Origin of the sequence: Pseudomonas psychrophila HA-4 (assembly GCF_000282975.1) — a bacterium.
Classification (GTDB): domain Bacteria; phylum Pseudomonadota; class Gammaproteobacteria; order Pseudomonadales; family Pseudomonadaceae; genus Aquipseudomonas; species Aquipseudomonas psychrophila_A.
Map to the genome: position 1 here is coordinate 14,306 of NZ_ALJC01000067.1, position 26,198 is coordinate 40,503.

Here is a 26,198-nt window from a genome sequence, read left to right on the forward strand (position 1 = left end):
CGTGTCGCACCCTTTTTGTTTTGATCTGGGGATCTGACCAATGAAAAAGATTTTAGTGGCTGTAGGTTTACTGAGTCTGGCAGGCACCGCCTTTGCAGCGGGCAAGCCTTGCGAAGAACTGAAAAGCGAAATCGCCGCGAAGATTGATGCCAGTGGCGTCCCGCACTACTCGCTGAAAGTCGTTAGCAAAGGCGCTTCGTCAGACGGCAAAGTCGTGGGTTCCTGTGAAGGCGGCACCAAAGAAATCGTCTACAAGCGTGGCTAACACTGCGTAACCCCGTGTAGGAGCGCGCGTGCTTGCGATCTTTTGATCGTTTAAAAGACCGCGAGGCAAGCTCGCACTTACACGGGGCTTCTGTTACGCCTCTTTCATCACCTGCGACAGCAGTTCGTAAGAGTGAATGCGGTCTGCATGCTCATACAGGTCACAGGTGAAGATCAGTTCATCCGCTTGAGTCTGCTCAACCAGCACGTTAAGTTTGGCGCGGATTTTCTCCGGGCTACCGACCATCGCTAGGCCCAAAAAGCTCATCACCGCTTCTTTCTCGTGCGGCAACCACAGCCCGTCCATGGTCTTGACCGGCGCGCGCTGGACCAGGCTTTGCCCACGCATCAACGCCAGAATTCTTTGCAACACGGAGGTGGACAGGTATTCAGCCTGCTCATCGGTATCCGCCGCGACCAATGGCACACCCAGCATCACATACGGCTTGTCGAGTACCGCCGAAGGTTTGAAGTGATTGCGGTAGACGCGGATCGCTTCGTGCATCAAGCGCGGGGCGAAATGTGAGGCGAAGGCATACGGCAAGCCACGCTCACCGGCCAATTGCGCACTGAACAAACTAGAGCCCAGCAACCACACCGGCACGTTGGTGCCAGTGCCCGGCATGGCGATAACGCGTTGATCCGGGGTGCGCGGGCCCAAATAGCGCATCAACTCGGCCACGTCTTGCGGAAAATCATCGGCGCTGCCCGAACGTTCACGGCGCAAGGCGCGGGCAGTCATCTGGTCGGAACCTGGCGCCCGGCCAAGGCCCAGATCGATTCGGCCCGGATACAGGCTTTCGAGCGTTCCGAACTGCTCGGCAATCACCAGCGGCGCATGGTTGGGCAGCATCACCCCGCCCGAACCGACGCGAATAGTCGACGTGCCGCCAGCCAAGTAGCCGATCAATACCGACGTGGCCGAACTGGCGATGCCGTCCATATTGTGGTGTTCCGCCACCCAAAAGCGGTTATAGCCAAACTTTTCTACGTGTTGGGCCAAATCCAGCGAATTGTGCAACGACTGGGCCGCGCTGCCGTTTTCGCGCACCGGTACCAGGTCGAGGGTCGAGAATTTGACATCAGACAAGCGTTTCATCAGCCGGCTACTCCAAGTGGGATGCAGGTTTGGGCGCTCGCCAAAACCCGCCAGTGATTACAGAAATATGGGCATATACCCGAGTTTCAATGGCATCAGTGAATTGGGCTACCTAAAAGTGCGATTTGTCCGACAGGATGAACTTTATGGAGCCGACTACTCTCACAACTCCCAACAAGGCGTGAAACCTTCACGCCGTTTTCAGGAGGCACGCATGAGTATTAAAAAGAAAGCATCGGCTCATTGGGCAGGCGACCTTAAGACCGGCATTGGCTCCATCTCTACCGAGACCGGCGTACTGCGCGAAGCCCCGTATGGCTTCAAGGCACGCTTTGAAGGCGGCAAAGGCACCAACCCTGAAGAGCTGATTGGCGCGGCGCATGCCGGGTGTTTTTCCATGGCGCTGTCTATGATTCTCGGCGATGCCGGGCTCAAAGCTGACAGCATCGACACCACCGCTGAGGTCACGTTGGATCAGGTAGACGGCGGTTTTGCGATCACCGCTGTGCACCTCATCCTCAAAGCCAAAGTGCCAGGCGCGACCCAGGAACAATTTACAGAGCTGACCACGAAGGCAAAAGAAGGCTGCCCTGTGTCTAAGGTGCTGAACGCTAAAATCACCCTCGACGCGACCTTGGTGTCGTAATTGAAGTCAACGCACGCCCCGCTCACGACGAGCGGGGCGGCGTTAGCCCGGACAGTTCGCACATCGCACCCAATGTGATCGAATGATCGCCACTGGCGTCATACCCTGACGTTGCGTACTGAATGAAGGGAGTCTCACCATGAAACGTTTTGCTTTAGCGGTTATCGCTTGCGCCCTCACCACCTCGGTGCTGGCCGCGCCCAAGCCCTGCGAAGAGTTGAAGGCTGAAATCGAAACCAAGATTCAAGCCAACAACGTGTCGTCTTACACACTCGAAATCGTGACCAATGACGAAGTACACGACCAGAATCTGGTAGTCGGATCGTGCGAAAACGGCACCAAAAAGATCATCTACCAGAAAAACGACACCTGAGTGTTAAGGCAGGCAGTTAATAAGTCGCTCCTCGGCTAACACCTTGCCATCGGCGTTATACAGCCGGGCGTAGGCGTTAAAGCCCAGCGAGCGGGCTTGTAGCCGGTAGCGTTGCCCCGGCTGAAAATCTGCGTAATTGACCGTGATATAGCACAGCCGTTCTTGCGGCTCGCTGAACATCCCCATCCCGCCGATAAATACCTCGTAATCGAAGCGCACCATTAGCTCGTGACTGCCCGGCGTCACCTGAAAATAGCGGCCGTCGTTCAGGCGCTGGTTATCCAGACGCTCGGCCATCACCAGCTTGCCGGTTTGCGTTTCGAGATCGACCCACGCCATGTTTGGATCGTGTGGCGGCAATGGCGTGCTGGCGCAAGCGCTCAATAGGCAGGCCATCAGTAACAGCAAAGACGTACGCATGGGGACTTCCACACAGGGATGAAGCGATAAGCATAGCGCCACACCGCCTGTGAACGCTGCTAAAGGCTGCGATGTTTTGATCTGAGGGTTGTAAGATCGCAGCCTTCGGCAGCTCTCACAGATCTATGGCGTGCGAACGCGTAGCAGTTGCCGAGCCTGCGAGGCTACGTCCGATTGCGAAGCGATCGTAAAACCCTAAGCGCAGGGTTTAACTGACATACCGCAGCGCTTGATTCTACGACTGCTGCGCAGCCGGACGTAGCCTCGCAGGCTCGGCAACTGCTACGAAATCAGCTTGCTGCACACCCTAGAATCTCCCACTGGACCGCACTATGCCGCTGATCACCCGTTGCCTGCTCACCCTCGTTATGTTGGCGCTGCTCAATGGCTGCTCAAGTGCGCGCTATTACTCGCAACTGATCACAGGCCAGTTGCAGTTGCTACAGGCCCGCGAACCTGTGGCCAAGGTGGTGGCCGACTCGCAGCGCGATCCCGTCCTGCGCGAACATCTGGCCAAGTCTCAGGCCGCCCGCACCTTTGCCAGCCAGCATTTGCTGTTGCCTGACAACCAAAGCTATCGCCGTTATGCCGACCTCAAACGGCCTTATGTGGTGTGGAATGTCTTTGCCACGCCTGAGTTTTCGCTCAACCCGGTCACGTATTGCTTTCCAGTAGCTGGGTGTGTGGCCTACCGAGGTTATTACGCACAGGGCGGCGCCCGCGGCGATGCGGCGCTCAAGCGCCAGCAAGGCATGGATGTCTTTGTCAGCGGGGTTGAGGCTTATTCCACGTTGGGCTGGTTTGACGACCCGATCCTCAACAGCATGCTGCATTGGGGCGATGAGCGACTGGCCACGCTGGTTTTTCATGAACTGGCGCATCAACGCGTCTACGTGAAGGACGACACCGAGTTCAATGAGTCATTCGCCAGCTTTGTGGAGCAGGAAGGCACACGCCAATGGCGCGCCTATCAAGGCTTGCCGCCAGCCAGTGTCGATGGCTTGGCGCAACGCGATCAGTTTATTGCCTTGGTACTGAGCACCCGCCAGCGCCTGCAACAGCTCTACGCGCAGCCTTTGCCAGCGACGCAAATGCGCCAGCGCAAGGCGGCAGAGTTTGATCGAATGCGCCGCGAATACCGTGACCTTCGCGATCAGCAATGGGCCGGTAACGCTCGCTATGACGCGTGGGTAAATTCGCCCATGAACAACGCCAAGCTGCTGCCCTTCGGTTTGTACGATCAGTGGGTGCCCGCCTTTGCGGCGTTGTTCAAACACGCCAACGGCGATTGGGCGGTCTTTTATAGCCACGTCGAACAATTGGGCAAACTTGCACCGCCACAACGCAAAGCGGCGTTGCAACAGTGGGCCGGTGAGGATTTGAAGGCTTAAACACGCGAGCCCCTGACTGGGGTCAGGGGCTCTGCGCGAATGCAACGAACGGTCAGGCCTTGCCCGAGATCCAGTTTTTTACCACACAAGAAGCGAACGGGCTGGTGCTGCAAGCGCCACTGCTCAAGGCTGCGCGCAGTGCCGGGATGTCCGCTTTCATCATGTAGTTGGCGCCATCTTTGAAATGAGTGCTCTGGCCAAAACCGCCCTGCGTCATTTCTTTGAGGGCGTCTTCTTTACTCCAGTTCTCTACCACCACGCGGTACATCGCAGACATCAAGCCTGTGCGATCCGAACCGTGCTTACAGTGCATCAACACGGGGCCTTGGGCCTGTGCGGTCTGAATAGCGCGTAAGGCGGCCAGTACGTCGGTGTCATCCACATGGTTGGTGCGGTACGGCAATTGAATTTGCGTGACGCCAGGGGTTTTCAACCAGGTGTTATCGGCTTCGGGCAGAAAGTTGATCACAGTGCCGATGTGGAGTTTTTGCAGCAAAGGCTGGGCTTCGCTGTCAGGCAAAGCGCTGCGGTATAGCGTGGGTGACATTTGATACAGATTGTACTGCGCATCAACAGGCTGGGCCCATTGCGCTGGGCGCGCCACGGAGAGGTCATCGGCCTGAACCTGTGGCAGCGCGAAGGCAGCCAGTAATGTCAGGCACAGAGCAGGAAAAAACCGGGCTTTCGGCATGTCAGTTCGACCACTTGAACAAAGAGTTTCAGGATGTGGCGTAGATTGGGTTAAGGCGGATCAAAACTCTGTGAGCCAATTGTCAAAATTTCGTGATAATTCAGCCGAGCTATCGCCTTTAGGTGCGACAAAATTACGCATGAATCGCTTCAGCCAAGCACCTGACCTGCTAGTATTTGTAACTATTGATTGCTGCACCCTATTTTTGCAGGTCATCTGCGACGCTTGTCGCTGCCAAAACGAAAGTTGCCACTGAGCAACTGCTACCCGTGAATGTCTGAAGAGGTGCCCCTCCCATGTCTGAGCAAGACAACCCGCGGCGTGAGTTTCTGCGCAAAACCCTGACCCTGATTCCGGTGGTTACCGTGGCCAGCACCGGCCTCGGCGGTTCTGTGCTGATGGCCACACCGGCTGCGGCGGCCCCCGCCGCACCCGAACCTGCGGGGCGCACGTCTTCTCCTGCCGCCCCCTATGAGCCGACGTATTTCACCGCCGAAGAATGGGCATTCTTGAACGCCGCTGTGGCGCGCCTGATCCCCGCAGACGAGCAAGGTCCTGGCGCTTTAGAAGCGGGTGTTCCGGAATACATCGACCGTCAAATGCACACGCCTTACGCCAGCGGCGCGCTGTGGTTCATGCAAGGCCCGTTCAATGCCGATGCTGCACCCGAAATGGGCTGGCAGAGCAAACTGGTGCCAAAACAGATCTACCGCCTGGGCATTGCCGCCACGGAGGCCCTGTGCAAAAAGGTCTATAACTCAACATTTGCGGGGCTAGACAGCGCTACCCGAGACGACGTGCTCAAACAACTGGAAGCCGGCACCCCGCAATTCGAGAACGTCCCGGCCAAGATGTTCTTCAGTTTTCTGCTGCAAAACACCAAGGAAGGGTTCTTTTGCGACCCGATCCACGGTGGCAACAAAGGCATGGTCGGATGGACCATGATCGGCTTTCCCGGCGCCCGCGCCGACTTCATGGACTGGGTTGAACGCAACGAGCAATACCCCTTCCCGGCAGTTTCCATCCGCGGCGAGAGGGCTTGAGCATGTCGACGGTTATGAAAAAAGTAGATGCAGTGATCGTTGGTTTCGGCTGGACCGGCGCGATCATGGCTAAAGAGCTGACCGAAGCCGGTCTGAATGTTGTGGCCCTTGAGCGCGGCCCCATGCAGGACACCTACCCGGACGGTAACTATCCACAGGTGATCGACGAACTCACCTACAGCGTGCGCAAAAAGCTCTTTCAAGACGTATCGAAAGAAACCGTGACCATTCGCCACAGCGTTAATGACGTGGCTTTGCCGAATCGCCAACTGGGTGCCTTTTTGCCTGGCAACGGGGTGGGCGGCGCAGGTTTGCACTGGTCGGGCGTGCATTTTCGGGTTGATCCGATAGAGCTGCGTATTCGCAGCCATTACGAAGAGCGTTACGGCAAAAACTTTATCCCCAAGGACATGACCATCCAAGACTTCGGCGTGAGCTATGAAGAGCTGGAGCCGTTCTTTGATTACGCTGAAAAAGTCTTTGGCACCTCGGGCCAGGCTTGGACCGTCAACGGCCAATTGGTCGGCGAAGGCCGAGGCGGCAACCCGTACGCGCCAGATCGCTCCAACCCCTTCCCGCTGGAGTCGCAGAAAAACACGGTGTCAGCACAGTTGTTTCAGAAGGCCGCCAATGAGGTGGGCTACAAGCCCTACAACCTTCCGTCTGCCAACACATCGGGGCCGTACACCAACCCGTATGGCGCGCAAATGGGGCCGTGCAACTTCTGTGGCTTTTGCAGCGGCTATGTCTGCTACATGTATTCCAAAGCCTCGCCCAACGTGAACATCTTGCCGGCACTCAAACCATTGCCAAACTTTGAGCTGCGGCCTGATGCCCACGTGATTCGGGTCAATCTGGACAGCACCAAAAGCAAAGCCACGGGCGTGACGTACATCGATGCGCTGGGCCGCGAAATCGAACAACCAGCCGACTTGGTGATTTTAGGTGCGTTCCAGTTCCACAACGTACGTCTGATGCTGCTGTCGGGCATCGGCAAGCCCTACGACCCGAAAACCGGTGAAGGCGTGGTCGGCAAAAACTTCGCGTACCAGAACATGGGCACCATCAAGGCCTACTTCGATAAAGAGGTGCACACCAACAACTTTATCGGCGCGGGCGGCAATGGCGTGGCGATTGATGATTTCAACGCCGACAACTTCGACCACGGGCCGCATGGCTTTGTGGGTGGTTCACCGATGTGGGTCAACCAAGCGGGCAGCCGCCCGATTGCCGGCACGTCCAACCCGCCCGGCACACCGGCATGGGGCAGCGCCTGGAAAAAAGCCACGGCCGATTACTACACCCACCAAGTGTCGATGGACGCCCACGGCGCGCATCAGTCCTACCGGGGCAACTACCTGGATCTCGACCCGGTGTACCGAGATGCCTACGGCCAGCCGCTATTGCGTATGACCTTCGACTGGCAAGAAAACGACATCAAGATGAACCGTTTCATGATGGAAAAAATGGGCAAGATCGCCGAAGCGATGAACCCCAAAGCCATAGCCCTGCTGGGTAAAAAAGTCGGCGAGCATTTCAACACGGCGTCCTACCAGACCACTCACCTTAATGGCGGCGCGATCATGGGCACTGACCCGAAAACCAGTGCGCTGAACCGTTACTTGCAATCGTGGGACGTGCACAACGTGTTTGTGCCGGGCGCTTCGGCGTTTCCGCAGGGCTTGGGTTACAACCCGACCGGTCTTGTGGCTGCGTTGACCTACTGGTCGGCCAGAGCGATCCGCGAGCAGTACCTAAAAAACCCCGGCCCACTGGTTCAGGCATAAGGAGCGATGACCATGAAAGCAGTTGTTATCGCGACCCTGGCCTTGCTGGGCAGCTTTTCGGCGGTGGCCGCCGACGTTGATCAGCCCGCGTTGATCAAACAAGGTGAATACCTGGCGCGAGCCGGTGACTGTGTGGCGTGTCACACGGCCAAGGACGGCAAGCCGTTTGCCGGTGGCCTGCCGATGGAAACTCCGATCGGCATGATTTACTCGACCAACATCACGCCGGACCCAACCGGGATCGGCGCCTACAGCTTTGACGACTTCGACAACGCCGTGCGCCATGGCGTCGCCAAAAACGGCAGCACGTTGTACCCGGCCATGCCGTACCCGTCATACGCGCGGGTCAACCAGGCCGATATGCAGGCGCTGTATGCCTACTTCATGCAGGGCGTAAAGCCGGTCGCTCAAGAGAATAAAGCCGTCGATATTCCGTGGCCGTTAAGCATGCGCTGGCCGTTGGCAATGTGGCGCTGGACGTTTGCCCCTGCGGTGGCCGACTTCACGCCGATGCTGGGGCAAAACCCGGTGGTGAGTCGCGGCGCGTACCTCGTGGAGGGCCTAGGGCATTGCGGCGCCTGCCACACGCCAAGGGCGCTGACCCTGCAGGAAAAATCGCTGAGTGCGACTGACGGCAGCACGTTCCTGTCAGGCAGTGCGCCGCTGGAAGGCTGGATCGCGAAGAACCTGCGCGGCGACCACAAGGACGGTTTGGGCAGTTGGAGCGAAGAACAACTGGTGCAGTTTCTCAAGACTGGTCGCAGTGATCGCAGCGCCGTGTTCGGCGGCATGAGCGATGTGATCGTGCATAGCATGCAATACATGTCTGACGCGGACCTGACGGCTATCGCGCGCTACTTGAAGACCTTGCCTGCGGTCGACTCAACCAACGCCCCACATCAATACGACCCGGCGGTGGCCGACGCCCTGTGGAATGGTGATGACAGCAAGCGCGGCGCAGCGGTGTACATCGACAACTGCGCGGCCTGCCATCGTACTGATGGTCATGGCTACACACGCGTGTTCCCAGCATTGGCGGGCAACCCGGTGTTGCAGTCAGATGACCCGACATCGCTGATTCATATCGTACTTAAAGGCGGGACATTGCCCGCGACGCATACCGCGCCATCGACCTTTACCATGCCGGGGTTTGACTGGCGGCTATCGGACCAAGAAGTGGCCGATGTGGTCAACTTCATCCGTACCAGTTGGGGCAATAAAGGGTCTGACGTGAAGCCTGCGGACGTGAAGGCCTTGCGCGACTGACGCCAGCGCTACAAAACCTGTGGGAGCCTGGCTTGCCAGCGATGCAGGCGATGCGGTTTTTCTGTTAAACCGCGTCGATACCCTCGCGGGCAAGCCCGCTCCCACAAGGGTGCAGCGGTCTATTGATCCGTAGCGTCCATCTCCAGCCACTTCTCGGACAACGCGGCCAAACGGCCATCCGCCTTGATGCGCTGCAAGGCTTTGTCCAGGCTACCCTGAAACGCCGGGTTGCCTTTCTGAAAAGGGATCGCCAGTGTGGGCGAGGCTAAATAAGGCTCGCTGAAATCGAACCGATCCTGAAGTTCGGGAGTCAAAGCGATGTGATTGATTGCAACGTCGAACTTGCCGCTTTCAACCCCCGGCAATACGTCGTTGCTGTCTGTGACGAGGATAGACGGATGCACCTCCAGTTCCTGAGCCAGCAACTCGCCCAGTTCAACGTCAAAACCGGTTAAACGCCCGTCTTGTTGCTTGAAGCTGAATGGCGGCAAGTTGCCCTCAAGGGCGATGCGCAACTCACCACGGTCGTTAACGTCATCAATCAGTTCGGCGTGAACAATAGGACTCGCCAATGGCAATAGAAGTATCAGGCCCGGCAAAAAACGCATGGTCACTCCTTTGATCTTGTTGCAAGCGATTCGCAATTGGCGTCCGCTTTGCTTTATGTTGTTCATTGCGGCGTTGGACAGCAAATCATCTGAAAGTTGTCGCAACCCTACAGAATTAGCAAAAAAACTGGAGAAAAAATGAAAACCCTACTGTCTCGTGTTGCGTTGGCTTCTGTGTTGATGGGCGCTTCGGTAATGGCCTTTGCTGCCACTCCAGCCCCCGAAGGCGCAAAAGTGTCGATTATTTCCCCCGCGGATGGCGCCACTGTCGATAAAACCTTCACCGTAAAGTTTGGCATTGAAGGCATCGACCTAAAGCCCGCTGGCGATGTATCCCCGCATTCTGGTCACCACCACTTGTTGATTGACGTGGACCAGCCAATTGCCCCAGGTCAGGTGATTCCGGCAGATGCTCAGCACGTGCATTTCGGCAAGGCGCAGACTGAAACCGAACTGACCCTGACGCCCGGCAAACATACGTTGCAGCTTGAACTGGGTGACACCGGCCACCAAGCGTTTGACCCGGTGATCGTGTCGAAAAAAATCACCGTAAATGTGAAATAAAAAAAGGGAGCCCTCGAAAGGGGGCTCCCTTTTTTATTCGAGCTGCAAGCTTTGAGCTACAAGCGGCAAGCAAAAGCAGATCTGCTTTTGCCTTTAACTTGCCGCTTGAGGCTTAACCGCTCGAAGCTGCTGTTTTAAAACAACACGCGGCAACGGATGGTGCCGTTGATGGTTTGCAGCTTCTCTTGCGCCAGGTCGGAAGACTCGGCGTCGACGTCGATCACTACATAACCTACTTTTTCGTTGGTTTGCAGGAACTGACCCGAGATGTTGATCCCGTTTTCGGCGAAGACTTTGTTGATCTCGCTCATCACACCCGGAATGTTCTCGTGGATGTGCAGCAAACGGTGCTTACCAGGGTGAGCCGGCAGGGCCACTTCTGGGAAGTTCACAGACGATACCGACGTACCGTTATCGCTGTACTTGACCAGCTTCTCTGCCACTTCCAGGCCAATGTTGGCTTGGGCTTCAGCAGTAGAACCACCGATGTGCGGGGTCAGGATCACGTTGTCGAGGCCGCGCAGCGGGCTTTCGAACACGTCGTCGTTGGAGCGCGGCTCAACTGGGAATACGTCGATAGCGGCGCCGATCAGGTGCTTGTCCTTGATCGCGTCAGCCAAGGCGTCCAGTACAACCACGGTGCCACGTGCAGCGTTGATCAGAATGCCGCCCTTTTTGATGGCGCGGATTTCTTTCTCACCGATCATCCACTGAGTGGCTGCGGTTTCAGGGACGTGCAACGTCACGATGTCGGACATGCCCAACAGATCGTGCAAGTTGGCGACCTGAGTCGCGTTGCCCAACGGCAGTTTGGTCACGGTGTCATAGAAGAACACCTGCATGCCCAAGCCTTCAGCCAATACCGACAGCTGAGTACCAATCGAACCGTAACCCACAATGCCCAGCTTCTTGCCGCGAATTTCGAAGGAGTTGGCGGCACTTTTGATCCAACCACCGCGGTGGCAGGAAGCGTTTTTCTCAGGGATGCCACGCAGCAACAGGATCGCTTCCGCCAGCACTAACTCGGCCACCGAACGGGTGTTGGAGTAAGGGGCGTTGAATACAGCGATACCGCGCTCGCGAGCAGCGTTGAGATCGACCTGGTTGGTGCCGATGCAGAAACAACCAACAGCTACCAGTTTCTTGGCGCAGTCGAACACTTCTTCGGTCAGCTGGGTACGAGAACGGATGCCGATAAAGTGGGCATCAGCGATCTTTTCCTTAAGCTGGGCTTCAGGCAAGGAGCTCGTGATGTACTCGATACTGGTGTAACCAGCAGACTTCAGTACTTCAACAGCCGATGGGTGGACGCCTTCTAAAAGAAGGAACTTGATCTTGCTCTTATCGAGAGAAGTCTTGCTCATCTGCGTAAACCTGTGTCCCAGAGAAAAAATGGCAGGGAATGGACAGCCTGAGCTGACCTGGCCGGCATGAAGACCGGCACCGAGAATCGTCCTACGGCTCGATTCAGCGGGGGGGCCGTATGCTAGCATAAGCGCCCCGCTAAACACCCATTCCTGCGACGTGAAGCGTTCTCAGGATGACCATGAATTGTTCGAGAGTTCTGTTGATGACCCATCCTGCCGTGATTGATGAGCTGAAGACCCTGGTTGAGCCTGGCAAGGTTTTGACCGACGCCGACTCCCTTAACGCTTACGGCAAGGACTGGACCAAGCACTACGCTCCTGCCCCGATAGCCATTGTGTTCCCGAAAACCACTGAGCAAGTTCAAGCCATCGTGCTGTGGGCCAACGCCCACAAGGTCGCGCTGGTGCCTTCGGGTGGCCGTACTGGCCTGTCGGCGGCGGCCGTGGCGGCGAATGGCGAAGTGGTGGTGTCATTCGATTACATGAACCAGGTGCTGGACATCAACCTCACGGACCGCACAGTGGTCTGCCAGCCGGGCGTGGTGACTGAGCACCTGCAAAACCTGGCCGAAGAAAACGGCCTGTACTACCCGGTGGACTTCGCCTCGGCCGGGTCTAGCCAGATCGGCGGCAACATCGGCACCAACGCCGGCGGGATCAAAGTGATTCGCTACGGCATGACCCGCAACTGGGTCGCGGGCATGAAAGTCGTGACGGGCAAGGGTGACGTACTGGAACTGAACAAAGACCTGATCAAAAACGCCACCGGCTATGACATGCGCCAGCTGTTTATCGGCGCGGAAGGCACGTTGGGCTTTGTGGTTGAAGCAACCATGCGCTTAGATCGCGCGCCGAAAAATCTGACGGCGATGGTGCTGGGTACGGCCGACTTCGATTCGATCATGCCGGTGCTGCACGCTTTCCAGAACAAGCTTGATCTGACGGCATTTGAGTTCTTCTCCGACAAGGCGCTGGCTAAAGTCATGGGCCGAGGCGACGTACCGTCACCGTTTGAGACCGACTGCCCGTTCTACGCGCTACTGGAATTTGAAGCGACCACTGAAGAAGTGGCCACTGCCGCACTGGAAACCTTCGAGCACTGCATGGAACAAGGCTGGGTGCTAGACGGCGTGATGAGCCAGAGCGAAACCCAGCTGCAAAACCTGTGGAAACTGCGCGAATACATCTCCGAGACTATTTCACACTGGACGCCGTACAAAAACGACATCTCGGTCACCGTGTCGAAAGTACCGGCCTTTCTGAAAGAAATTGACGCGATTGTCGGCGAATACTACCCAGACTTCGAAATCGTTTGGTTCGGCCACATTGGCGACGGCAACCTGCACTTGAACATCCTCAAGCCTGAAAACCTGAGCAAGGACGAGTTTTTCGCCAAGTGCGCGACGGTCAACAAGTGGGTGTTTGAAACGGTTCAAAAGTACAACGGCTCGATCTCTGCCGAGCACGGCGTGGGCATGACCAAGCGCGATTACTTGACCTACAGCCGCTCGCCGGTTGAGATTGAATACATGAAAGCGCTCAAGGCCGTGTTCGACCCGAACGGCATCATGAACCCGGGCAAGATTTTCGCCGTGTGAACAAGGCCGCAGCAAGTTTGAAGCGGACTTGCACGGCCTTTAGCTCTTCTCTTGAAGCTTATAACTTGCAGCTTGCAGCTACTCCAAAGGAGTCCCCATGAGCTATCAGCACCAATATGTCGACGGTACCCGGATTCACTTTCCTATCGGCAAAGTGGTGTGCATCGGCCGTAACTATGCCGAGCATGCAAAAGAGCTGGATAACCCGATCCCGTCTGAACCGCTACTGTTTATAAAGCCCGGCAGTTGCGTGGTAGCCCTCGAAGGCGGGTTTGCGATTCCGACCGAGCGCGGTTCGGTGCATTACGAAGCAGAAATCTCGGTACTGATCGGCAAACCGCTCTCGAACAACCCGAGCGCTGAAGAAGTGCTGGATGCAATTTCCGGTTTCGCTCCTGGACTGGACCTGACCCTGCGTGACAAGCAAGCCGAACTCAAGGCCAAAGGCTTGCCGTGGGAAATCGCCAAGTCGTTCGACGGCGCCTGCGTCCTCGCGCCGTTCGTGCCGAGCTGCACCTTCACTGATCTGAAGGACATCGGCATTCGCCTGACCATCAACGGCGAAGTGCGTCAGGACGGCAACAGCGCCCTGATGCTCAACCCGATTGTGCCGATGATTCAGCACATGGCTGCGTGTTTCTCGCTGCAAGCGGGCGACGTCATCATGACCGGCACCCCTGTCGGTGTTGGTCCGTTGAACGTTGGCGACGAGTTGGTGCTGGAGCTGCCAGGCGTGAGCCGTTTCGAAAGCAACGTGCGCTGAGACGCCCCTTGTAGGAGCTGCCGCAGGCTGCGATCTTTTGACCTTGAACATCAAAAGATCGCAGCCATCGTTCCTCGGCAGCTCCTACGGGGGTATTCGCCAACCGGGGCGCAATCCCCCGGACGCCAACCGCGCTAAACCGTTATTCTGTTGTGGATTTTTCCTACGCAGAATGTGAACCACCGAATGCCAAACTGGAACCACTACGTACAGCGCATCCTTGAGTTGATGAAGCGCTATCCAGGGCTGATCGCGCTGTTCGGTTTTTGCTCGGGTGTGGGCAGTTTTATTCTGGTGGACCGCCAACAAGGCATGGCCCGCTGGATCGCCGTAATCCTGCTGGTGAGCTGGGTCTGGTTGATGCTCGAAAACACCCTCACCCAATGGTTTGCACGGGTGTTTAAACGCGAAATCCCCCCGCCTCTGCTGCGTTATGCAACGCAGATGATCCATCAAGAAAGCCTGTTTTTCGTCCTGCCCTTCTTCTTTGTCACCACCACCTGGAACAGCGGCCAACTGGTGTTTACTGGCCTGCTTGGCGCCGCCGCGCTGGTGACGATCACCGATCCGCTGTATTACAAATGGCTGGCCCCACGGCGCTGGCTATACTTGGGCATGCACACGCTGGCCTTGTTCGCGGCGCTGCTGACTGCGCTGCCGATCATTCTCAACCTGACCACCGCCGAGAGCTACAAATTGGCACTGGGCACCGCTGTGCTGCTTTCCATCCCGAGCATGGCTGTCAGCCTGCCGCTGAAAACCTGGCGCGGCTGGCTGGTACTGCCACTGATTGTTCTTGCGCTGGGCGGCACTGGCTGGCTGCTACGCTCGTGGGTGCCGCCGGCGACGCTGTGGATGACCGAAGTGGCGGTCACGACTCAGTTGCAAGACCGCACGCCCGGCGAGAGCATCGAGCAGATCAGCGTCAATCAGCTGCGCAGCAATGGCCTTTATGCCTACACCTCAATCAATGCCCCGCGCGGCCTGAACGAGCGGATTTATCACGTATGGAAACTCAACAGCCAAGAAGTTGATCGCATTGCCCTGGATATTCGCGGCGGGCGCAAGGAAGGCTACCGGGCTTGGACCCACAAGCTAAACTTCCCGCCCAACTCGGTCGGACGCTGGCAAGTGCAGGTACTGACCGAAGACGGGCAAATGATTGGTGTGCTGCGCTTCGAAGTGACCGACACAGATCAATCCCCCGCGACCAATATGCAAGCAAACTGAAACACTTTTATAAGATTGTGCTATTACATATGGTCTGCGTTTAAGCGTACTGAGCATGGAGCCTACGACTATTACTGCCATGGCGGGCGATGCCCAACTAGACACGTCAAGCAATCCGGCGCGGCTGAAAATCAGTGGTCAATGGACGCTGGTTAACTATGCCCGGCTAAAACTGCTGACCGAACAGCTCGCGGGCAAGTACGACGCTCGCACCCAGATTGATCTCGATGACGTCTCTCGGCTTGACACCGCTGGCGCGTCCTTGCTGGTCGAATTGCTGGGCTCCGAACGCGTCGCTCAACTGGCCGACTCCGCGACCAAACTCCCCGCGGCTGATCGCGCCTTGCTGCAAACCGTTTATTCCTCCATGCGCGACTTCTGTGTGCCGGTTAAAGCGGTCGAAGTGAACCTCGGCATCCAATTACTGAGCCGCATCGGCTGCTCGGTCGACAAGTTATGGCAAGACACGCTGCAACTGCTGGGATTTATCGGGGTGATCTTGCAAACCCTGGCCCGCAATTTCTTTCGCCCCAAACAATGGCGTATCACCCCGGTGGTGGCGCAAATCGAACAAATCGGCCTTAACGCCGCGCCCATTGTGGCGCTGCTGACCTTCATGGTGGGCGCCGTAGTGGCGTTTTTGGGGGCCACGGTACTGTCCAACTTTGGCGCGGGCATTTACACCGTCGACCTGGTGGCTTTTTCGTTTCTGCGTGAGTTTGGCGTGTTGCTCACTGCCATCCTGATGGCGGGCCGCACAGCCAGTTCTTTTACCGCCCAGATCGGTTCTATGAAGGCCAACGAAGAAATCGATGCGATCCGCACATTGGGCCTCGATCCGATGGATTTGCTGGTATTGCCACGGGTGCTGGCCCTGTTGATCGCCCTGCCGCTGTTGACCTTTTTAGCCATGATGGCCGGTATTCTCGGCGGCGCGGTGGTGTGCGTTGTATCCATCGGCATTTCGCCGGACATGTTTATTTCGATGCTGCACTCCGACATCGGGGTCAAAAACTTTCTGGTGGGCATGGTCAAAGCCCCCTTCTTTGCCTTTCTAATCGCGGCCGTGGGCTGTCTTGAGGGCTTTAAAGTCAGCGGCAGCGCCGAGTCGGTTGGCGCGCACACCACCTCCAGCGTGGTGCAGTCGATCTTTATCGTGATCCTCCTCGACGCCGTGGCCGCGTTGTTCTTTATGGAGATGGGCTGGTGAGTACGCCAACGAAGGCGCCCCGCGAGGCGGTGATCGAGGTACGCGGCCTGTGTAATCGCTTTGGCAGCCAAAGCGTGCACGAGAACCTCGACCTGGATGTGTACAAAGGTGAAATTCTCGGCGTGGTCGGCGGTTCTGGCACGGGTAAATCGGTGCTGTTGCGCAGCATCGTTGGCCTGCGTCGACCCACTGAAGGCGAAGTGCGGGTGTTCGGCAAAGACTTGCTCAGCCTGCATGAGGCCGAGCGCTCACTGATTGAACGGCGCTTTGGTGTGCTGTTTCAGAAAGGCGCTCTGTTTTCTTCGCTAACGGTGACAGAGAACATCGCCCTGCCCTTGATCGAGCATGCTGGACTAAGCCGCCCCGACGCTGAACACCTGGCGTGCGTCAAGCTGGCTCTGGCCGGGCTGCCACTGTCTGCTGCCGATAAATACCCATCTTCATTATCCGGTGGGATGGTCAAGCGCGCGGCACTGGCCCGCGCGCTGGCTCTGGACCCGGATATTCTGTTTCTTGACGAACCCACTGCCGGGCTCGACCCGATTGGCGCGGCGGCGTTCGACCAACTGATTCTGACCCTGCGTGATGCGTTGGGTTTGAGCGTGTTTCTGGTCACCCATGACCTCGACACGCTGTACACCATCACTGATCGGGTGGCGGTGTTGTCGCAAAAACGGGTGTTGGTGGCAGCACCTATCGCCGAAGTCGAAGACTTCGACGACCCGTGGATTCATGAGTATTTCCATGGCCCCCGTGGCCGCGCCGCGTATGAAGCGGCAACCCAGCGTAAGGAGCAATAACATGGAAACCCGCGCCCATCATGTATTGATCGGCCTGCTCAGCGTGTTGGTCGTCGCCGGGGCCATGCTCTTTGGCCTCTGGCTGGCCAAATCGAGCATGGACAACACGTTCAAGGACTACGAAGTGGTGTTCAACGAGGCGGTCAGTGGCTTGTCCAAAGGCAGCTCGGTGCAATACAACGGGATTAAGGTCGGTGACGTGATCGAATTGCGTCTGGACGACAAAGACCCACGTCGCGTACTGGCGCGTATTCGCCTAGCGGCGGGTACACCGGTCAAGATCGACACCAAAGCCAAACTCGCGCTGACCGGCGTGACGGGCACCTCAATCATCCAGCTCAGCGGCGGCGACCCGAGCAGCCCAATGCTCACCGCTAAAGACGGCAAGCTGCCGGTGATTGTGGCCGCGCCCTCCCCGATTGCCCGGTTGCTGACCGATGGCAACGACATGCTGGCCAACATCAACATACTGCTGCACAACGCCAACCGACTGTTCTCCCATGAGAACGTCGACCGCGTGAGCAAAACCCTGGATAACCTTGAGCAAACCACCACGGCGATTTCCAGCCAGCGTGGGGACATTGCCCAAACCCTCAAGCAGCTGTCACAAGTGGGCAAACAAGCCACCACAACGCTTGAGCAAACCACTGCGTTAATGCGCAACGCCAACGGCTTGCTCAATGACCAAGGCAAGCAAATGTTCACCAGCGCCGAGCAAGCCATGAAATCGCTGGAGCAAAGCACTTCGACCATCAACAAACTGATCAACAACAACCAAGACTCGCTCAACAGCGGGCTGCAAGGGCTTAATCAGTTAGGCCCTGCGGTCAATGAGTTACGCGAAACCCTCGGTACGCTGCGGGGTATTTCGCGGCGTCTGGAAGCCAACCCGAGCGGTTACTTGCTAGGCCGCGAGCAGAACAAGGAATTCACGCCATGACCCTTACTTATCGCCTGGCAGGCTCATTCTTCTTGGCGGCCAGCCTGAGCTTGATCAGCGCTTGCTCGATTTTGCCCAAACCTGAGGTCGTTGATGTGTATCGGTTGCCTGATGCACAAACGCCGATTGCTACCAGCCAGAGCGCACCTGTGACGTGGTCATTGCGTTTGGACAAGCCAATGGCCAGTAACGCGCTCAACAGCCAGAACATTGCCGTGATACCCGAGGGCAACTTGGTCAGCAACTACAAGGGGGCGCGCTGGAGCGATCCGGCCCCGGCACTGCTGCGCAATCGGCTGCTGGATGCCTTCTTGCAAGACGGTCACGTCAAGGCTTTGAGCACCGACGACAGCAACTTGCAGTCCGATTACGAGCTAGGCGGCGAGCTGTTGGCGTTCCAGACCCATTACAACGGCAAAGACCCGGAAGTTATCGTGCAATACAACGCCCGACTGGTGCGCTCCAGCGATCAACGGATCATTGGCGCTAAGCGCTTCGAAGTGCGTCAGCCGCTGACCAATCCATTGGTGCCGGGGGTTGTGGCAGGGTTTGGACAGGCAACTGATGCCCTGATGCCACACGTGGTGCAGTGGGTGTTGCAACAAGGGCAGGCGCAACGCTAAACAGCTATAACCTGTGGGAGCGGCTTGCTCCCACAGTAGATTTGGGGCGAAGGTTTAGCCGAAGAACCAGTAGCAAACGCCAATCGCCGCCACCACGCCTGTAAACTCCGCCAGTAAAGCGCAGCCCACGGCATGCCGGGCGCGCTGGATGCCCACCGCACCGAAGTACACCGCTAGCACATAGAACGTGGTTTCTGTGCTGCCTTGCACGGTCGCTGCCACCAACGCTGGAAAACTGTCCACGCCTTGGTTCTGCATGGTTTCAATCAGCAACGCCCGCGCTGCACTGCCCGAGAACGGTTTTACCATCGCAGTGGGTAGCGCATCCACAAAACGCGTGTCCCAGCCCAGCCACTCGACCACGTGGCGAATGCCGTCCAAGCCAAAGTCCAGCGCACCCGAGGCCCGCAGCACGCCGACCGCACAGAGCATCGCCACCAAGTACGGCAGCAGGTTCTTGGCCACATCGAAGCCTTCTTTGGCCCCTTCGACGAACGCTTCGTAGACTTTTACTTTGCGCAGCGCACCAATCACCAAAAACAGCATGATCAGCCCGAATAGCGTCAAGTTGCCCAAGATCGACGACAAGCTAGCCAGCGCCGTAGCCGACAAAGTTGCCAGCAACGCCATAAACCCGCCCAAGACCAACGCGCCCGGTATCAGGTAGGCCAGCACCACGGGGTCCCACAGCCGCAGGCGCTGCATAAAGGCCACCGAGAGCAGACCCACCAAGGTCGAGGCACTGGTCGCCAGTAGGATCGGCAGGAACACCAACGTCGGATCTGCCGCCCCTTGCTGGGCGCGGTACATAAAGATGGTCACGGGCAACAGGGTCAACGAGGAGGCGTTGAGCACCAGAAAGAGGATTTGCGCATTGCTCGCGCTGGTCGGGCTGGGGTTCAACTCTTGCAGGGCACGCATGGCCTTAAGGCCAATCGGCGTGGCGGCATTGTCGAGACCCAGGCCGTTGGCGGCGAAGTTCAGGGTGATAAAGCCGAGTGCCGGGTGCCCCGGCGGCACTTCTGGCATCAAGCGCTTGAACAACGGCCCCAGCGCCCTGCCCAGCCAATCGACAATGCCGGCTTTCTCGGCAATACGCAGAAACCCCAGCCACAAGGTCAGGGTGCCGAACAGCAGAACCATCACTTCGACCGACAGCTTGGCCATGGCGAAGATACTTTCTACGATCGCCGCGAAGATCCCCGCATTGCCACCCACCAGCCATTGGGCGAGTGCCGACACGGCTGCGACAACGAAAAAGCTGAGCCATAGGCCGTTAAGCATCAGAAAACTCCCGGAATAGACGGCGAATGATAACGGCCAGACCCCAGAAACAACAAACCCCGGACAAGTCCGGGGTTTGGGGAGTAAGGCTCTTAGCTAAGGTGATTAACCTTTGGCTGCTTCCTTGCTACGCCAGTGCGGCAGCGAGTTCCAGTAGCGCTCGCCTTTAGCCTGGTCGTACATGCCTTCCCAGCGCGAGATGACCAGCACCGCCAACGCGTTACCAATCACGTTCAGCGCAGTACGTGCCATGTCCATCACACGGTCAACGCCTGCGATGAAGGCCAAGCCTTCCAGCGGGATACCCACGCTGCCCAAGGTGGCCAGCAGCACCACGAAGGACACGCCCGGTACACCGGCGATGCCTTTGGAGGTGACCATCAGGGTCAGTACCAACAGCAGTTGCTGGCTAATAGACAGGTCAATGCCATACAGCTGGGCAATAAAGATGGCCGCGATACTTTGGTACAGGGTCGAACCGTCGAGGTTGAATGAGTAGCCAGTTGGCACCACAAAGCTGCAAATCGCTTTCGGGCAGCCGTAAGCTTCCATCTTCTCGATCACACGCGGCAGCACGGTTTCAGAGCTGGCGGTGGAGTAAGCCAGTACCAGCTCATCTTTGAAGATGCGCATCAGCTTAATCACCGAGAAGCCGAACAGCTTGGCGATCAGGCCCAGTACCGCAAAGGCGAAGAAGAGGATGGCCGCATAAACCAGAATCACCAGCTTGGCCAGCGGCACCAGCGAGGCAAAACCGAAGTTGGCAACCGTCACTGCGATCAGCGCAAACACACCGATTGGCGCGTAGCCCATGATCATGTGAGTGACTTTGAACATCGCCTCGGACACACCTTGGAAGGTTTTCACCAGCGGGTCGCGCAGTTCGGCATTCAGACTCGACAAGCCGAGGCCGAAGAGTACCGAGAAGAAGATGATCGGCAGCATCTCACCGCGAGCCATGGCCGCGAAGATGTTGGACGGGATCAAGTTGAGGATGGTTTCGATGAACGCATGTTCATGCTGCACTTCAGCGGCCGTGGCTTGATATTTGGAAATATCAACCGTGCCCAGCGTGCTCATGTCGATCCCGGCGCCCGGGTGGAACACGTTGGCCAGTACCAGACCGACCAAAATCGCGATGGTGGTGACCACCTCGAAGTAAATGATTGTTTTAAAACCGATGCGACCGAGTTTCTTCGCATCCCCCACGCCTGCAATCCCGACAACCAGTGATGAAATCACGATTGGGATTACGATCATCTTGATCAGACGGATAAAGATATCGCCAGCAGGTTGCAGAACGTTACTGATCCACCAGGCCTTTTCTGCACTGAAATGGTTGAGCAGTGCGCCAATTGCAATCCCGAGGACCAGACCGATTAGGATCTGCCAGGCGAGGCTAAGTTTTGCCTTCTTCATGTCATTACCCTTACTTCAAGTGGACTCGGGCACACGTTCCGACTAGAGCACTTAAAAGCGCAGAAACCAGAACCTGTACCCCCGTAGAAGGTCGCCCAAATCGAGACCAATAGGCTCTTTGGCAGGCGAAAAAAGGCGCAACTATTCCCATGCACGGCGTAACCGTCTAATGCCGTAAACGCCTACCCTATGCCGAATCGGCATGCGTTTTGTCGGACAAGACATCAAATTCCAAGGGGAGTGTACTGACAGAATAGACGCCATAACCGCCGTAGACCGGCTGTTTCAAGGTCATTTTGGGGCAGAAGAAGAATCAAAAACGGCGCTGATATTTAAGAAATATCCCACAACACAAAACGAAAATAGCGAAGCAATCATTTTGCTAGTAGTCGATATACGGTCGACGTTCAAGAGGGCCGTTCGAGCCACAAATTTTTGAAAAAAATGAACGGTAATAAGGAATTACCGATGAAAGGAGGTTATGCGGTGAACAGGCAATTGGTCATTTTGTAGCCGCTGCCGCAGGTTGCGAAGCGGCTACAGGTTTGCGGGCTTTCAACCTCGACCGCGACGACCAAAGATGAAGGACACAATGAACATCACCAGGAATACGACAAAGAGGATCTTGGCGATGCCGGTGGCGGTGCCTGCGATACCACCGAAGCCCAGAACAGCAGCGATGATGGCGATAATCAGGAAGGTAACTGCCCAACTCAACATGGTGAATCTCCTTATGGCTGTGTGATTTCTGTGTGAAAGGGTGAAGTCGTTTTTCTACTCAAGGCCCGGCAAGGGCCTTAAACGTGTGAACACTTAAAACACCCAACGTTCCGGCGCCGGTTGGGAATGTGCAATTTGTGTGTCATCAGCCGCGGCAAAGTCATAGCGGCCAGTCGCTTGGCTTGAGTTCTGTAAGCTGGAGCGAATCGCGCCGAAGTGCTGCTGTTGCGTCACGACGTGCTGAACTGGCGTTGCCACCGGTTGCTGCATCTGTTCCCAACGCCCCCATTGCTGACCACCGATCAACGTGACCACGAGCGCAAGGCTAGCGAACAGGCCTTGCTGCACGTTCAACGTTGAAAGACGCATGCTGGCGAAACCTTGACGATTCATGCTCAAACTCCTGCCACTGGGTGGTCGTTCTTGTGGGGTTGCGGCACGCCCTGCTGGGCTGTGTGACTTCAATACACGAGATATTGCAGGCTGCATGCCAGTTTTAAAATTTATATAAATCACTTACAAATCAACGACTTAATTACGATTAGCGCAGACTCTAACTCGCAGATTGCACGATACGCCCGGGCCTAACCGTGCGTTCTGCACGATCGATTAAAGCGCTGTAGCGTCGGTCAGGGCACATCAGGCACAAAAAGTTCGCCGCGAGAATTAACATGCGCGAAAAGACGTCGAGAAATCTGAATTTAATTCATTAAAATCAGTGGTTTACGAAAATAACAGCAAGACTTTTCTGCTCACCGGTGAATCATTCGTGAATAATCATGCAACTTGCCCGATTATTGCGACACTAACCAAGACACTCATTAAGGAGCGCCTGATATGGAATCAGCCAAAGATCAACAGGGCCGCATTCTGCTGGTCGACGATGAGTCCGCGATCTTGCGCACATTTCGGTATTGCCTCGAAGACGAGGGCTATACCGTTGCAACGGCCAACAGCGCGGCGCAGGCCGATGCCTTGCTGCAACGCCAAGTGTTCGACTTGTGCTTTCTGGACCTGCGCCTAGGCGAGGACAATGGCCTAGATGTGCTGGCCCAGATGCGTATTCAAGCGCCCTGGATGCGGGTCGTTATCGTGACCGCACACTCCGCCGTCGACACCGCCGTGGATGCTATTCAAGCCGGTGCTGCTGACTATCTGGTCAAACCGTGCAGCCCTGACCAACTACGTCTGGCAACCGCCAAACAATTGGAAGTACGCCAACTGTCCGCCCGACTCGAAGCCCTCGAAGGCGAAGTACGCAAGCCTAAAGACGGCCTCGACTCCCATAGCCCTGCAATGATGGCGGTGCTGGAAACCGCCCGCCAAGTGGCAGGCACTGACGCCAACATCCTTATTCTCGGTGAATCAGGGACCGGTAAAGGCGAGCTGTCACAGGCGATTCATGGCTGGAGCAAACGGGCCAAAAAGTCCTGCGTGACCATTAACTGCCCCTCGTTGACCGCAGAGCTGATGGAAAGCGAGTTGTTCGGCCACACCCGCGGCGCGTTTACCGGAGCCAGTGAAAGCACCTTGGGCCGGGTCAGCCAAGCCGACGGCGGAACGCTGTTTCTGGATGAAATCGGGGACTTTCCGCTGGCCTTGCAGCCCAAGTTGCTGCGCTTCATTCAGGACAAAGCCTACGAGCGCGTCGGTGATCCGGTGACACGCCGCGCCGATGTGCGGATCCTGGCCGCCACCAACCTCAACCTTGAAGACATGGTGCGCGACGGCCGTTTTCGCGAGGACTTGCTCTACCGCCTGAATGTCATCACCTTGCACTTGCCGCCGTTGCGCGAGCGTAGCGAAGACATCCTGACCTTGGCTGATCGCTTTCTGGCCCGCTTCGTTAAAGAGTATGCGCGCCCTGCCCGTGGCTTTAGCCAGGAAGCGCGCCTGGCGCTGTCCAACTACCGATGGCCAGGTAACATTCGTGAACTGCGTAACGTGGTTGAGCGCGCGAGTATCATTTGTCCGCAAGAAGTGGTCGAAGTCAGCCACTTGGGCATGGCTGAACAAACCGTGCCCAACGCCCCGCGCATTGGTGCCGCACTGAGCCTCGACCAGTTGGAAAAGGCCCATATCGGCGCGGTTCTAGCCACCAGCGACACCCTGGATCAAGCAGCAAAAACCCTGGGCATTGATGCATCGACGCTCTATCGTAAGCGCAAGCAGTACAACCTGTGAGCCCTATCCGATGAAACTGGCTATCAAGCTGCGCACCCGGTTATTCCTCAGCATTTCGGCATTGATCACGGTGGCACTGCTCGGGCTGTTGCTCGGCGTCGTCAGCGTGATGCAAATGGCAAAATCCCAAGAAGCGCTGATCCGCAACAACTTCATCACCCTCGATCTAGGCCTCAAGCTGCGCCAGTCGTTGGGTGACCAACTGATCCTGATGCTTCCCAATCAACCAGACCCCAAAGCCCTAGAGGAGTCTGCGCAGGCGTACCTCAAGCTGCTCGATGAAGGCATGGCGCATGAACGCAAAAACAACCTGGAAAATGGTTTTGCCCAAGCTCGCAAAGACTACGAGCTTTTTATAGACGCGTTCAAAAAAGCCCATGCCAATTCGCTTGATTTGACCAGTGACAAGGAACTGGCCGAGCGTTTCAACCATTTACGCAATGGTCTGATCCGCGAGCATCGCGAGGCGCTGGACAACATTTACACCGCGCAGTCTTCCGCCCGTGACCGCGCCATCATCATCGCCTCACTGCTGGGCCTGGTTGGGTTGGCGGTGCTGATTATCGGTTTTATTACTGCCCACGGGATTGCCCGTCGATTTGGTGCCCCCATCGAAGCCTTGGCCAAGGCCGCCGACAATATCGGCAAAGGCAATTTTGAAGTGGTGTTACCGCTGTCATCCGCTACCGAAATGAACCTGCTGACGCGCCGCTTCGGGATCATGGCCGAAGCCTTGCGCCAGCATCAGGCAACCAATATTGACGAGTTGCTGGCAGGCCAGCAACGGCTGCAAGCGGTGCTCGACAGCATTGATGACGGCTTGCTGATGATCGACCAGCAAGGCCGTCTTGAGCATCTAAACCCCGTGGCTCAACGCCAGTTGGGCTGGGGCGAAGGGAGGCTCGGTCAGCCGTTGGGTGAGGCGTTGGAACGCCCTGAGCTCGACCAGCAATTACTCACGGTGCTGGGCGGCGGCAACCTTGATCGCGCCCCCGAGGACTTAAGCGTCGACATTGAAGGTGAAACCCGCCTGCTGACTTACAGCTTGACACCCGTAAGCCAGCCCAAAGGGCCGATTCTAGGCGCCGTGATGGTGCTGCACGACGTGACCGAACAGCGAGCCTTTGAACGCGTGCGCAGCGAGTTTGTGTTGCGCGCCTCCCACGAGTTGCGGACTCCCGTCACCGGTATGCACATGGCGTTCGGATTGTTTCTGGAGCGTGCACGCTTTGACCCTCAATCACGCGAAACCGACTTGCTGAACACCGTCAACGAAGAAATGCAGCGGCTGATGCAACTGATCAATGACCTGCTGAATTTCTCTCGCTACCAGAATGGTTTGCAAAAGCTCACGCTGGCCCCGTGTGATCTTGAACAGATGCTTGAACAGGCCCGTACTCGTTTTGCAGGGCGAGCTGCCGCCAAAAACATAGAGCTGTTGATCGACCTTCAGTCCCCGCTGCCGAGCCTCAATGCCGATCAGGCCCAATTGGAGCGCGTGCTGGATAACCTACTGGGCAACGCCTTGCGTCATACCGCGAGTGGTGGGCTGATTCGCCTACAAGCTCGGCGTCATGGAGAACGGATCATTATCAGCATCGAAGACAATGGCGAAGGCATTGCCTACGGCCAGCAAGGGCGTATTTTCGAGCCTTTCGTACAAGTAGGCCGTAAAAAGGGCGGCGCTGGGCTTGGGCTGGCGTTGTGCAAGGAGATCGTGCAATTGCATGGTGGGCGTATCGGCGTGTATTCACGCCCTGGGCAAGGCACGCAGTTCTATATGGCGTTGCCGTTGTAGGGCGATGCGCGATCTGTGGCGTACAGGCAGCCAAAGGTAGGAACGAGCTTACTCGTGACCTTTTAAAAGCTCACAAGCTCGGTCCCACAAGGGTTGGCGTCCCCCCCCCC

The 26,198-nt window shown here is 56.9% G+C and carries 26 protein-coding genes; 17 read left to right on the plus strand and 9 right to left on the minus strand.

What is annotated here, in order from left to right:
• Positions 1 to 40 precede the first annotated feature (40 nt).
• On the plus strand, positions 41 to 265 hold the full coding sequence (locus tag B347_RS0108300; protein ID WP_019409238.1) for a DUF1161 domain-containing protein: 225 nt from the start codon (positions 41 to 43) through the stop codon (positions 263 to 265).
• Between the two features lie 93 nt (positions 266 to 358).
• On the opposite strand, the gene B347_RS0108305 is transcribed toward B347_RS0108300, so the two are convergent.
• Positions 359 to 1,363 carry an LLM class flavin-dependent oxidoreductase gene (locus tag B347_RS0108305; RefSeq protein WP_019409239.1) on the minus strand — a complete coding sequence of 335 codons (1,005 nt, stop codon included), beginning with the start codon at positions 1,361 to 1,363 and terminating at the stop codon, positions 359 to 361.
• A gap of 214 nt (positions 1,364 to 1,577) precedes the next feature.
• Here B347_RS0108305 and B347_RS0108310 point away from each other — a divergent pair, with 214 nt between their 5' ends.
• Complete coding sequence (locus tag B347_RS0108310) at positions 1,578 to 2,009, plus strand: OsmC family protein (protein WP_019409240.1); 432 nt, start codon at positions 1,578 to 1,580, stop codon at positions 2,007 to 2,009.
• Positions 2,010 to 2,148: 139 nt separating this feature from the next.
• Positions 2,149 to 2,382, plus strand: coding sequence for a DUF1161 domain-containing protein (locus tag B347_RS0108315; RefSeq protein WP_019409241.1), 234 nt, complete (start codon positions 2,149 to 2,151; stop codon positions 2,380 to 2,382).
• Between the two features lie 3 nt (positions 2,383 to 2,385).
• Here the strand turns inward: B347_RS0108315 and B347_RS0108320 are convergent, their stop codons facing one another.
• Positions 2,386 to 2,802 carry a hypothetical protein gene (locus B347_RS0108320; protein WP_019409242.1) on the minus strand — a complete coding sequence of 139 codons (417 nt, stop codon included), beginning with the start codon at positions 2,800 to 2,802 and terminating at the stop codon, positions 2,386 to 2,388.
• A 332-nt stretch (positions 2,803 to 3,134) separates the two neighbouring features.
• Between B347_RS0108320 and B347_RS0108325 the strand changes: the two genes are divergently transcribed.
• Positions 3,135 to 4,193, plus strand: coding sequence for an aminopeptidase (locus tag B347_RS0108325; RefSeq protein WP_019409243.1), 1,059 nt, complete (start codon positions 3,135 to 3,137; stop codon positions 4,191 to 4,193).
• A 52-nt stretch (positions 4,194 to 4,245) separates the two neighbouring features.
• Here the strand turns inward: B347_RS0108325 and B347_RS0108330 are convergent, their stop codons facing one another.
• Positions 4,246 to 4,884, minus strand: coding sequence for a dual specificity protein phosphatase family protein (locus B347_RS0108330; protein WP_019409244.1), 639 nt, complete (start codon positions 4,882 to 4,884; stop codon positions 4,246 to 4,248).
• A gap of 296 nt (positions 4,885 to 5,180) precedes the next feature.
• Here B347_RS0108330 and B347_RS0108335 point away from each other — a divergent pair, with 296 nt between their 5' ends.
• Genes B347_RS0108335 through B347_RS0108345 form a run of 3 tightly spaced genes read left to right on the plus strand, consistent with a single transcriptional unit; the run spans position 5,181 to position 8,980 of the window.
• On the plus strand, positions 5,181 to 5,927 hold the full coding sequence (locus tag B347_RS0108335; protein ID WP_019409245.1) for a gluconate 2-dehydrogenase subunit 3 family protein: 747 nt from the start codon (positions 5,181 to 5,183) through the stop codon (positions 5,925 to 5,927).
• Between the two features lie 2 nt (positions 5,928 to 5,929).
• On the plus strand, positions 5,930 to 7,714 hold the full coding sequence (locus tag B347_RS0108340) for a GMC family oxidoreductase (protein WP_026014067.1): 1,785 nt from the start codon (positions 5,930 to 5,932) through the stop codon (positions 7,712 to 7,714).
• Positions 7,715 to 7,726: 12 nt separating this feature from the next.
• On the plus strand, positions 7,727 to 8,980 hold the full coding sequence (locus B347_RS0108345; protein ID WP_019409247.1) for a c-type cytochrome: 1,254 nt from the start codon (positions 7,727 to 7,729) through the stop codon (positions 8,978 to 8,980).
• Positions 8,981 to 9,099: 119 nt separating this feature from the next.
• On the opposite strand, the gene B347_RS0108350 is transcribed toward B347_RS0108345, so the two are convergent.
• Positions 9,100 to 9,588 (minus strand): transporter substrate-binding domain-containing protein, encoded by a 489-nt coding sequence (locus tag B347_RS0108350; RefSeq protein WP_019409248.1) that lies wholly within the window; start codon positions 9,586 to 9,588, stop codon positions 9,100 to 9,102.
• 138 nt (positions 9,589 to 9,726) lie between these two features.
• On the opposite strand from B347_RS0108350, the gene B347_RS0108360 reads away from it, so the two are divergent.
• A complete protein-coding gene (locus B347_RS0108360) occupies positions 9,727 to 10,152 on the plus strand; it encodes a DUF4399 domain-containing protein (RefSeq protein ID WP_019409250.1) in 426 nt (141 codons plus the stop codon).
• Positions 10,153 to 10,286: 134 nt separating this feature from the next.
• On the opposite strand, the gene serA is transcribed toward B347_RS0108360, so the two are convergent.
• Positions 10,287 to 11,516 (minus strand): phosphoglycerate dehydrogenase, encoded by a 1,230-nt coding sequence (gene serA, locus B347_RS0108365; RefSeq protein WP_019409251.1) that lies wholly within the window; start codon positions 11,514 to 11,516, stop codon positions 10,287 to 10,289.
• Positions 11,517 to 11,722: 206 nt separating this feature from the next.
• Here serA and B347_RS0108370 point away from each other — a divergent pair, with 206 nt between their 5' ends.
• From B347_RS0108370 to B347_RS0108400, 7 genes are all read left to right on the plus strand, one after another.
• Positions 11,723 to 13,117: an FAD-binding oxidoreductase gene (locus tag B347_RS0108370; RefSeq protein WP_019409252.1), complete on the plus strand. Its 1,395-nt coding sequence runs from the start codon at positions 11,723 to 11,725 to the stop codon at positions 13,115 to 13,117.
• A 97-nt stretch (positions 13,118 to 13,214) separates the two neighbouring features.
• Positions 13,215 to 13,880, plus strand: coding sequence for a fumarylacetoacetate hydrolase family protein (locus tag B347_RS0108375; protein ID WP_019409253.1), 666 nt, complete (start codon positions 13,215 to 13,217; stop codon positions 13,878 to 13,880).
• 186 nt (positions 13,881 to 14,066) lie between these two features.
• A complete protein-coding gene (locus tag B347_RS0108380) occupies positions 14,067 to 15,110 on the plus strand; it encodes a DUF5924 family protein (RefSeq protein WP_019409254.1) in 1,044 nt (347 codons plus the stop codon).
• Between the two features lie 79 nt (positions 15,111 to 15,189).
• A complete protein-coding gene (locus B347_RS0108385; protein WP_019409255.1) occupies positions 15,190 to 16,320 on the plus strand; it encodes an ABC transporter permease in 1,131 nt (376 codons plus the stop codon).
• Positions 16,317 to 17,120, plus strand: a complete 804-nt coding sequence (locus tag B347_RS0108390) for an ABC transporter ATP-binding protein (protein ID WP_019409256.1) — start codon at positions 16,317 to 16,319, stop codon at positions 17,118 to 17,120. The genes B347_RS0108385 and B347_RS0108390 overlap by 4 nt, the downstream gene beginning before the upstream one ends.
• A 1-nt stretch (position 17,121) precedes the next feature.
• Positions 17,122 to 18,060, plus strand: a complete 939-nt coding sequence (locus tag B347_RS0108395) for an MlaD family protein (protein WP_019409257.1) — start codon at positions 17,122 to 17,124, stop codon at positions 18,058 to 18,060.
• The gene (locus B347_RS0108400) at positions 18,057 to 18,683 is read left to right on the plus strand and encodes an ABC-type transport auxiliary lipoprotein family protein (RefSeq protein WP_019409258.1); all 627 of its coding nucleotides are present in this window, start codon (positions 18,057 to 18,059) and stop codon (positions 18,681 to 18,683) included. The genes B347_RS0108395 and B347_RS0108400 overlap by 4 nt, the downstream gene beginning before the upstream one ends.
• 54 nt (positions 18,684 to 18,737) lie before the next feature.
• Here the strand turns inward: B347_RS0108400 and B347_RS0108405 are convergent, their stop codons facing one another.
• The 4 genes from B347_RS0108405 to B347_RS0108425 all read right to left on the minus strand — a co-directional run bounded on the left by B347_RS0108405 (position 18,738) and on the right by B347_RS0108425 (position 22,499).
• The gene (locus tag B347_RS0108405; protein ID WP_019409259.1) at positions 18,738 to 19,967 is read right to left on the minus strand and encodes a nucleoside recognition domain-containing protein; all 1,230 of its coding nucleotides are present in this window, start codon (positions 19,965 to 19,967) and stop codon (positions 18,738 to 18,740) included.
• Between the two features lie 105 nt (positions 19,968 to 20,072).
• Positions 20,073 to 21,386 (minus strand): glutamate/aspartate:proton symporter GltP, encoded by a 1,314-nt coding sequence (gene gltP / locus B347_RS0108410; protein ID WP_019409260.1) that lies wholly within the window; start codon positions 21,384 to 21,386, stop codon positions 20,073 to 20,075.
• Between the two features lie 555 nt (positions 21,387 to 21,941).
• Complete coding sequence (locus B347_RS25850; RefSeq protein ID WP_019409262.1) at positions 21,942 to 22,106, minus strand: DUF1328 domain-containing protein; 165 nt, start codon at positions 22,104 to 22,106, stop codon at positions 21,942 to 21,944.
• Between the two features lie 93 nt (positions 22,107 to 22,199).
• The gene (locus B347_RS0108425; protein WP_019409263.1) at positions 22,200 to 22,499 is read right to left on the minus strand and encodes a hypothetical protein; all 300 of its coding nucleotides are present in this window, start codon (positions 22,497 to 22,499) and stop codon (positions 22,200 to 22,202) included.
• A 444-nt stretch (positions 22,500 to 22,943) separates the two neighbouring features.
• Here B347_RS0108425 and algB point away from each other — a divergent pair, with 444 nt between their 5' ends.
• Both algB and B347_RS0108435 read left to right on the plus strand, forming a co-directional pair.
• Positions 22,944 to 24,290: a sigma-54-dependent response regulator transcription factor AlgB gene (algB, locus tag B347_RS0108430; RefSeq protein WP_019409264.1), complete on the plus strand. Its 1,347-nt coding sequence runs from the start codon at positions 22,944 to 22,946 to the stop codon at positions 24,288 to 24,290.
• A 10-nt stretch (positions 24,291 to 24,300) separates the two neighbouring features.
• Complete coding sequence (locus B347_RS0108435; protein WP_019409265.1) at positions 24,301 to 26,088, plus strand: KinB sensor domain-containing domain; 1,788 nt, start codon at positions 24,301 to 24,303, stop codon at positions 26,086 to 26,088.
• The last annotated feature ends 110 nt before the right edge of the window (positions 26,089 to 26,198 follow it).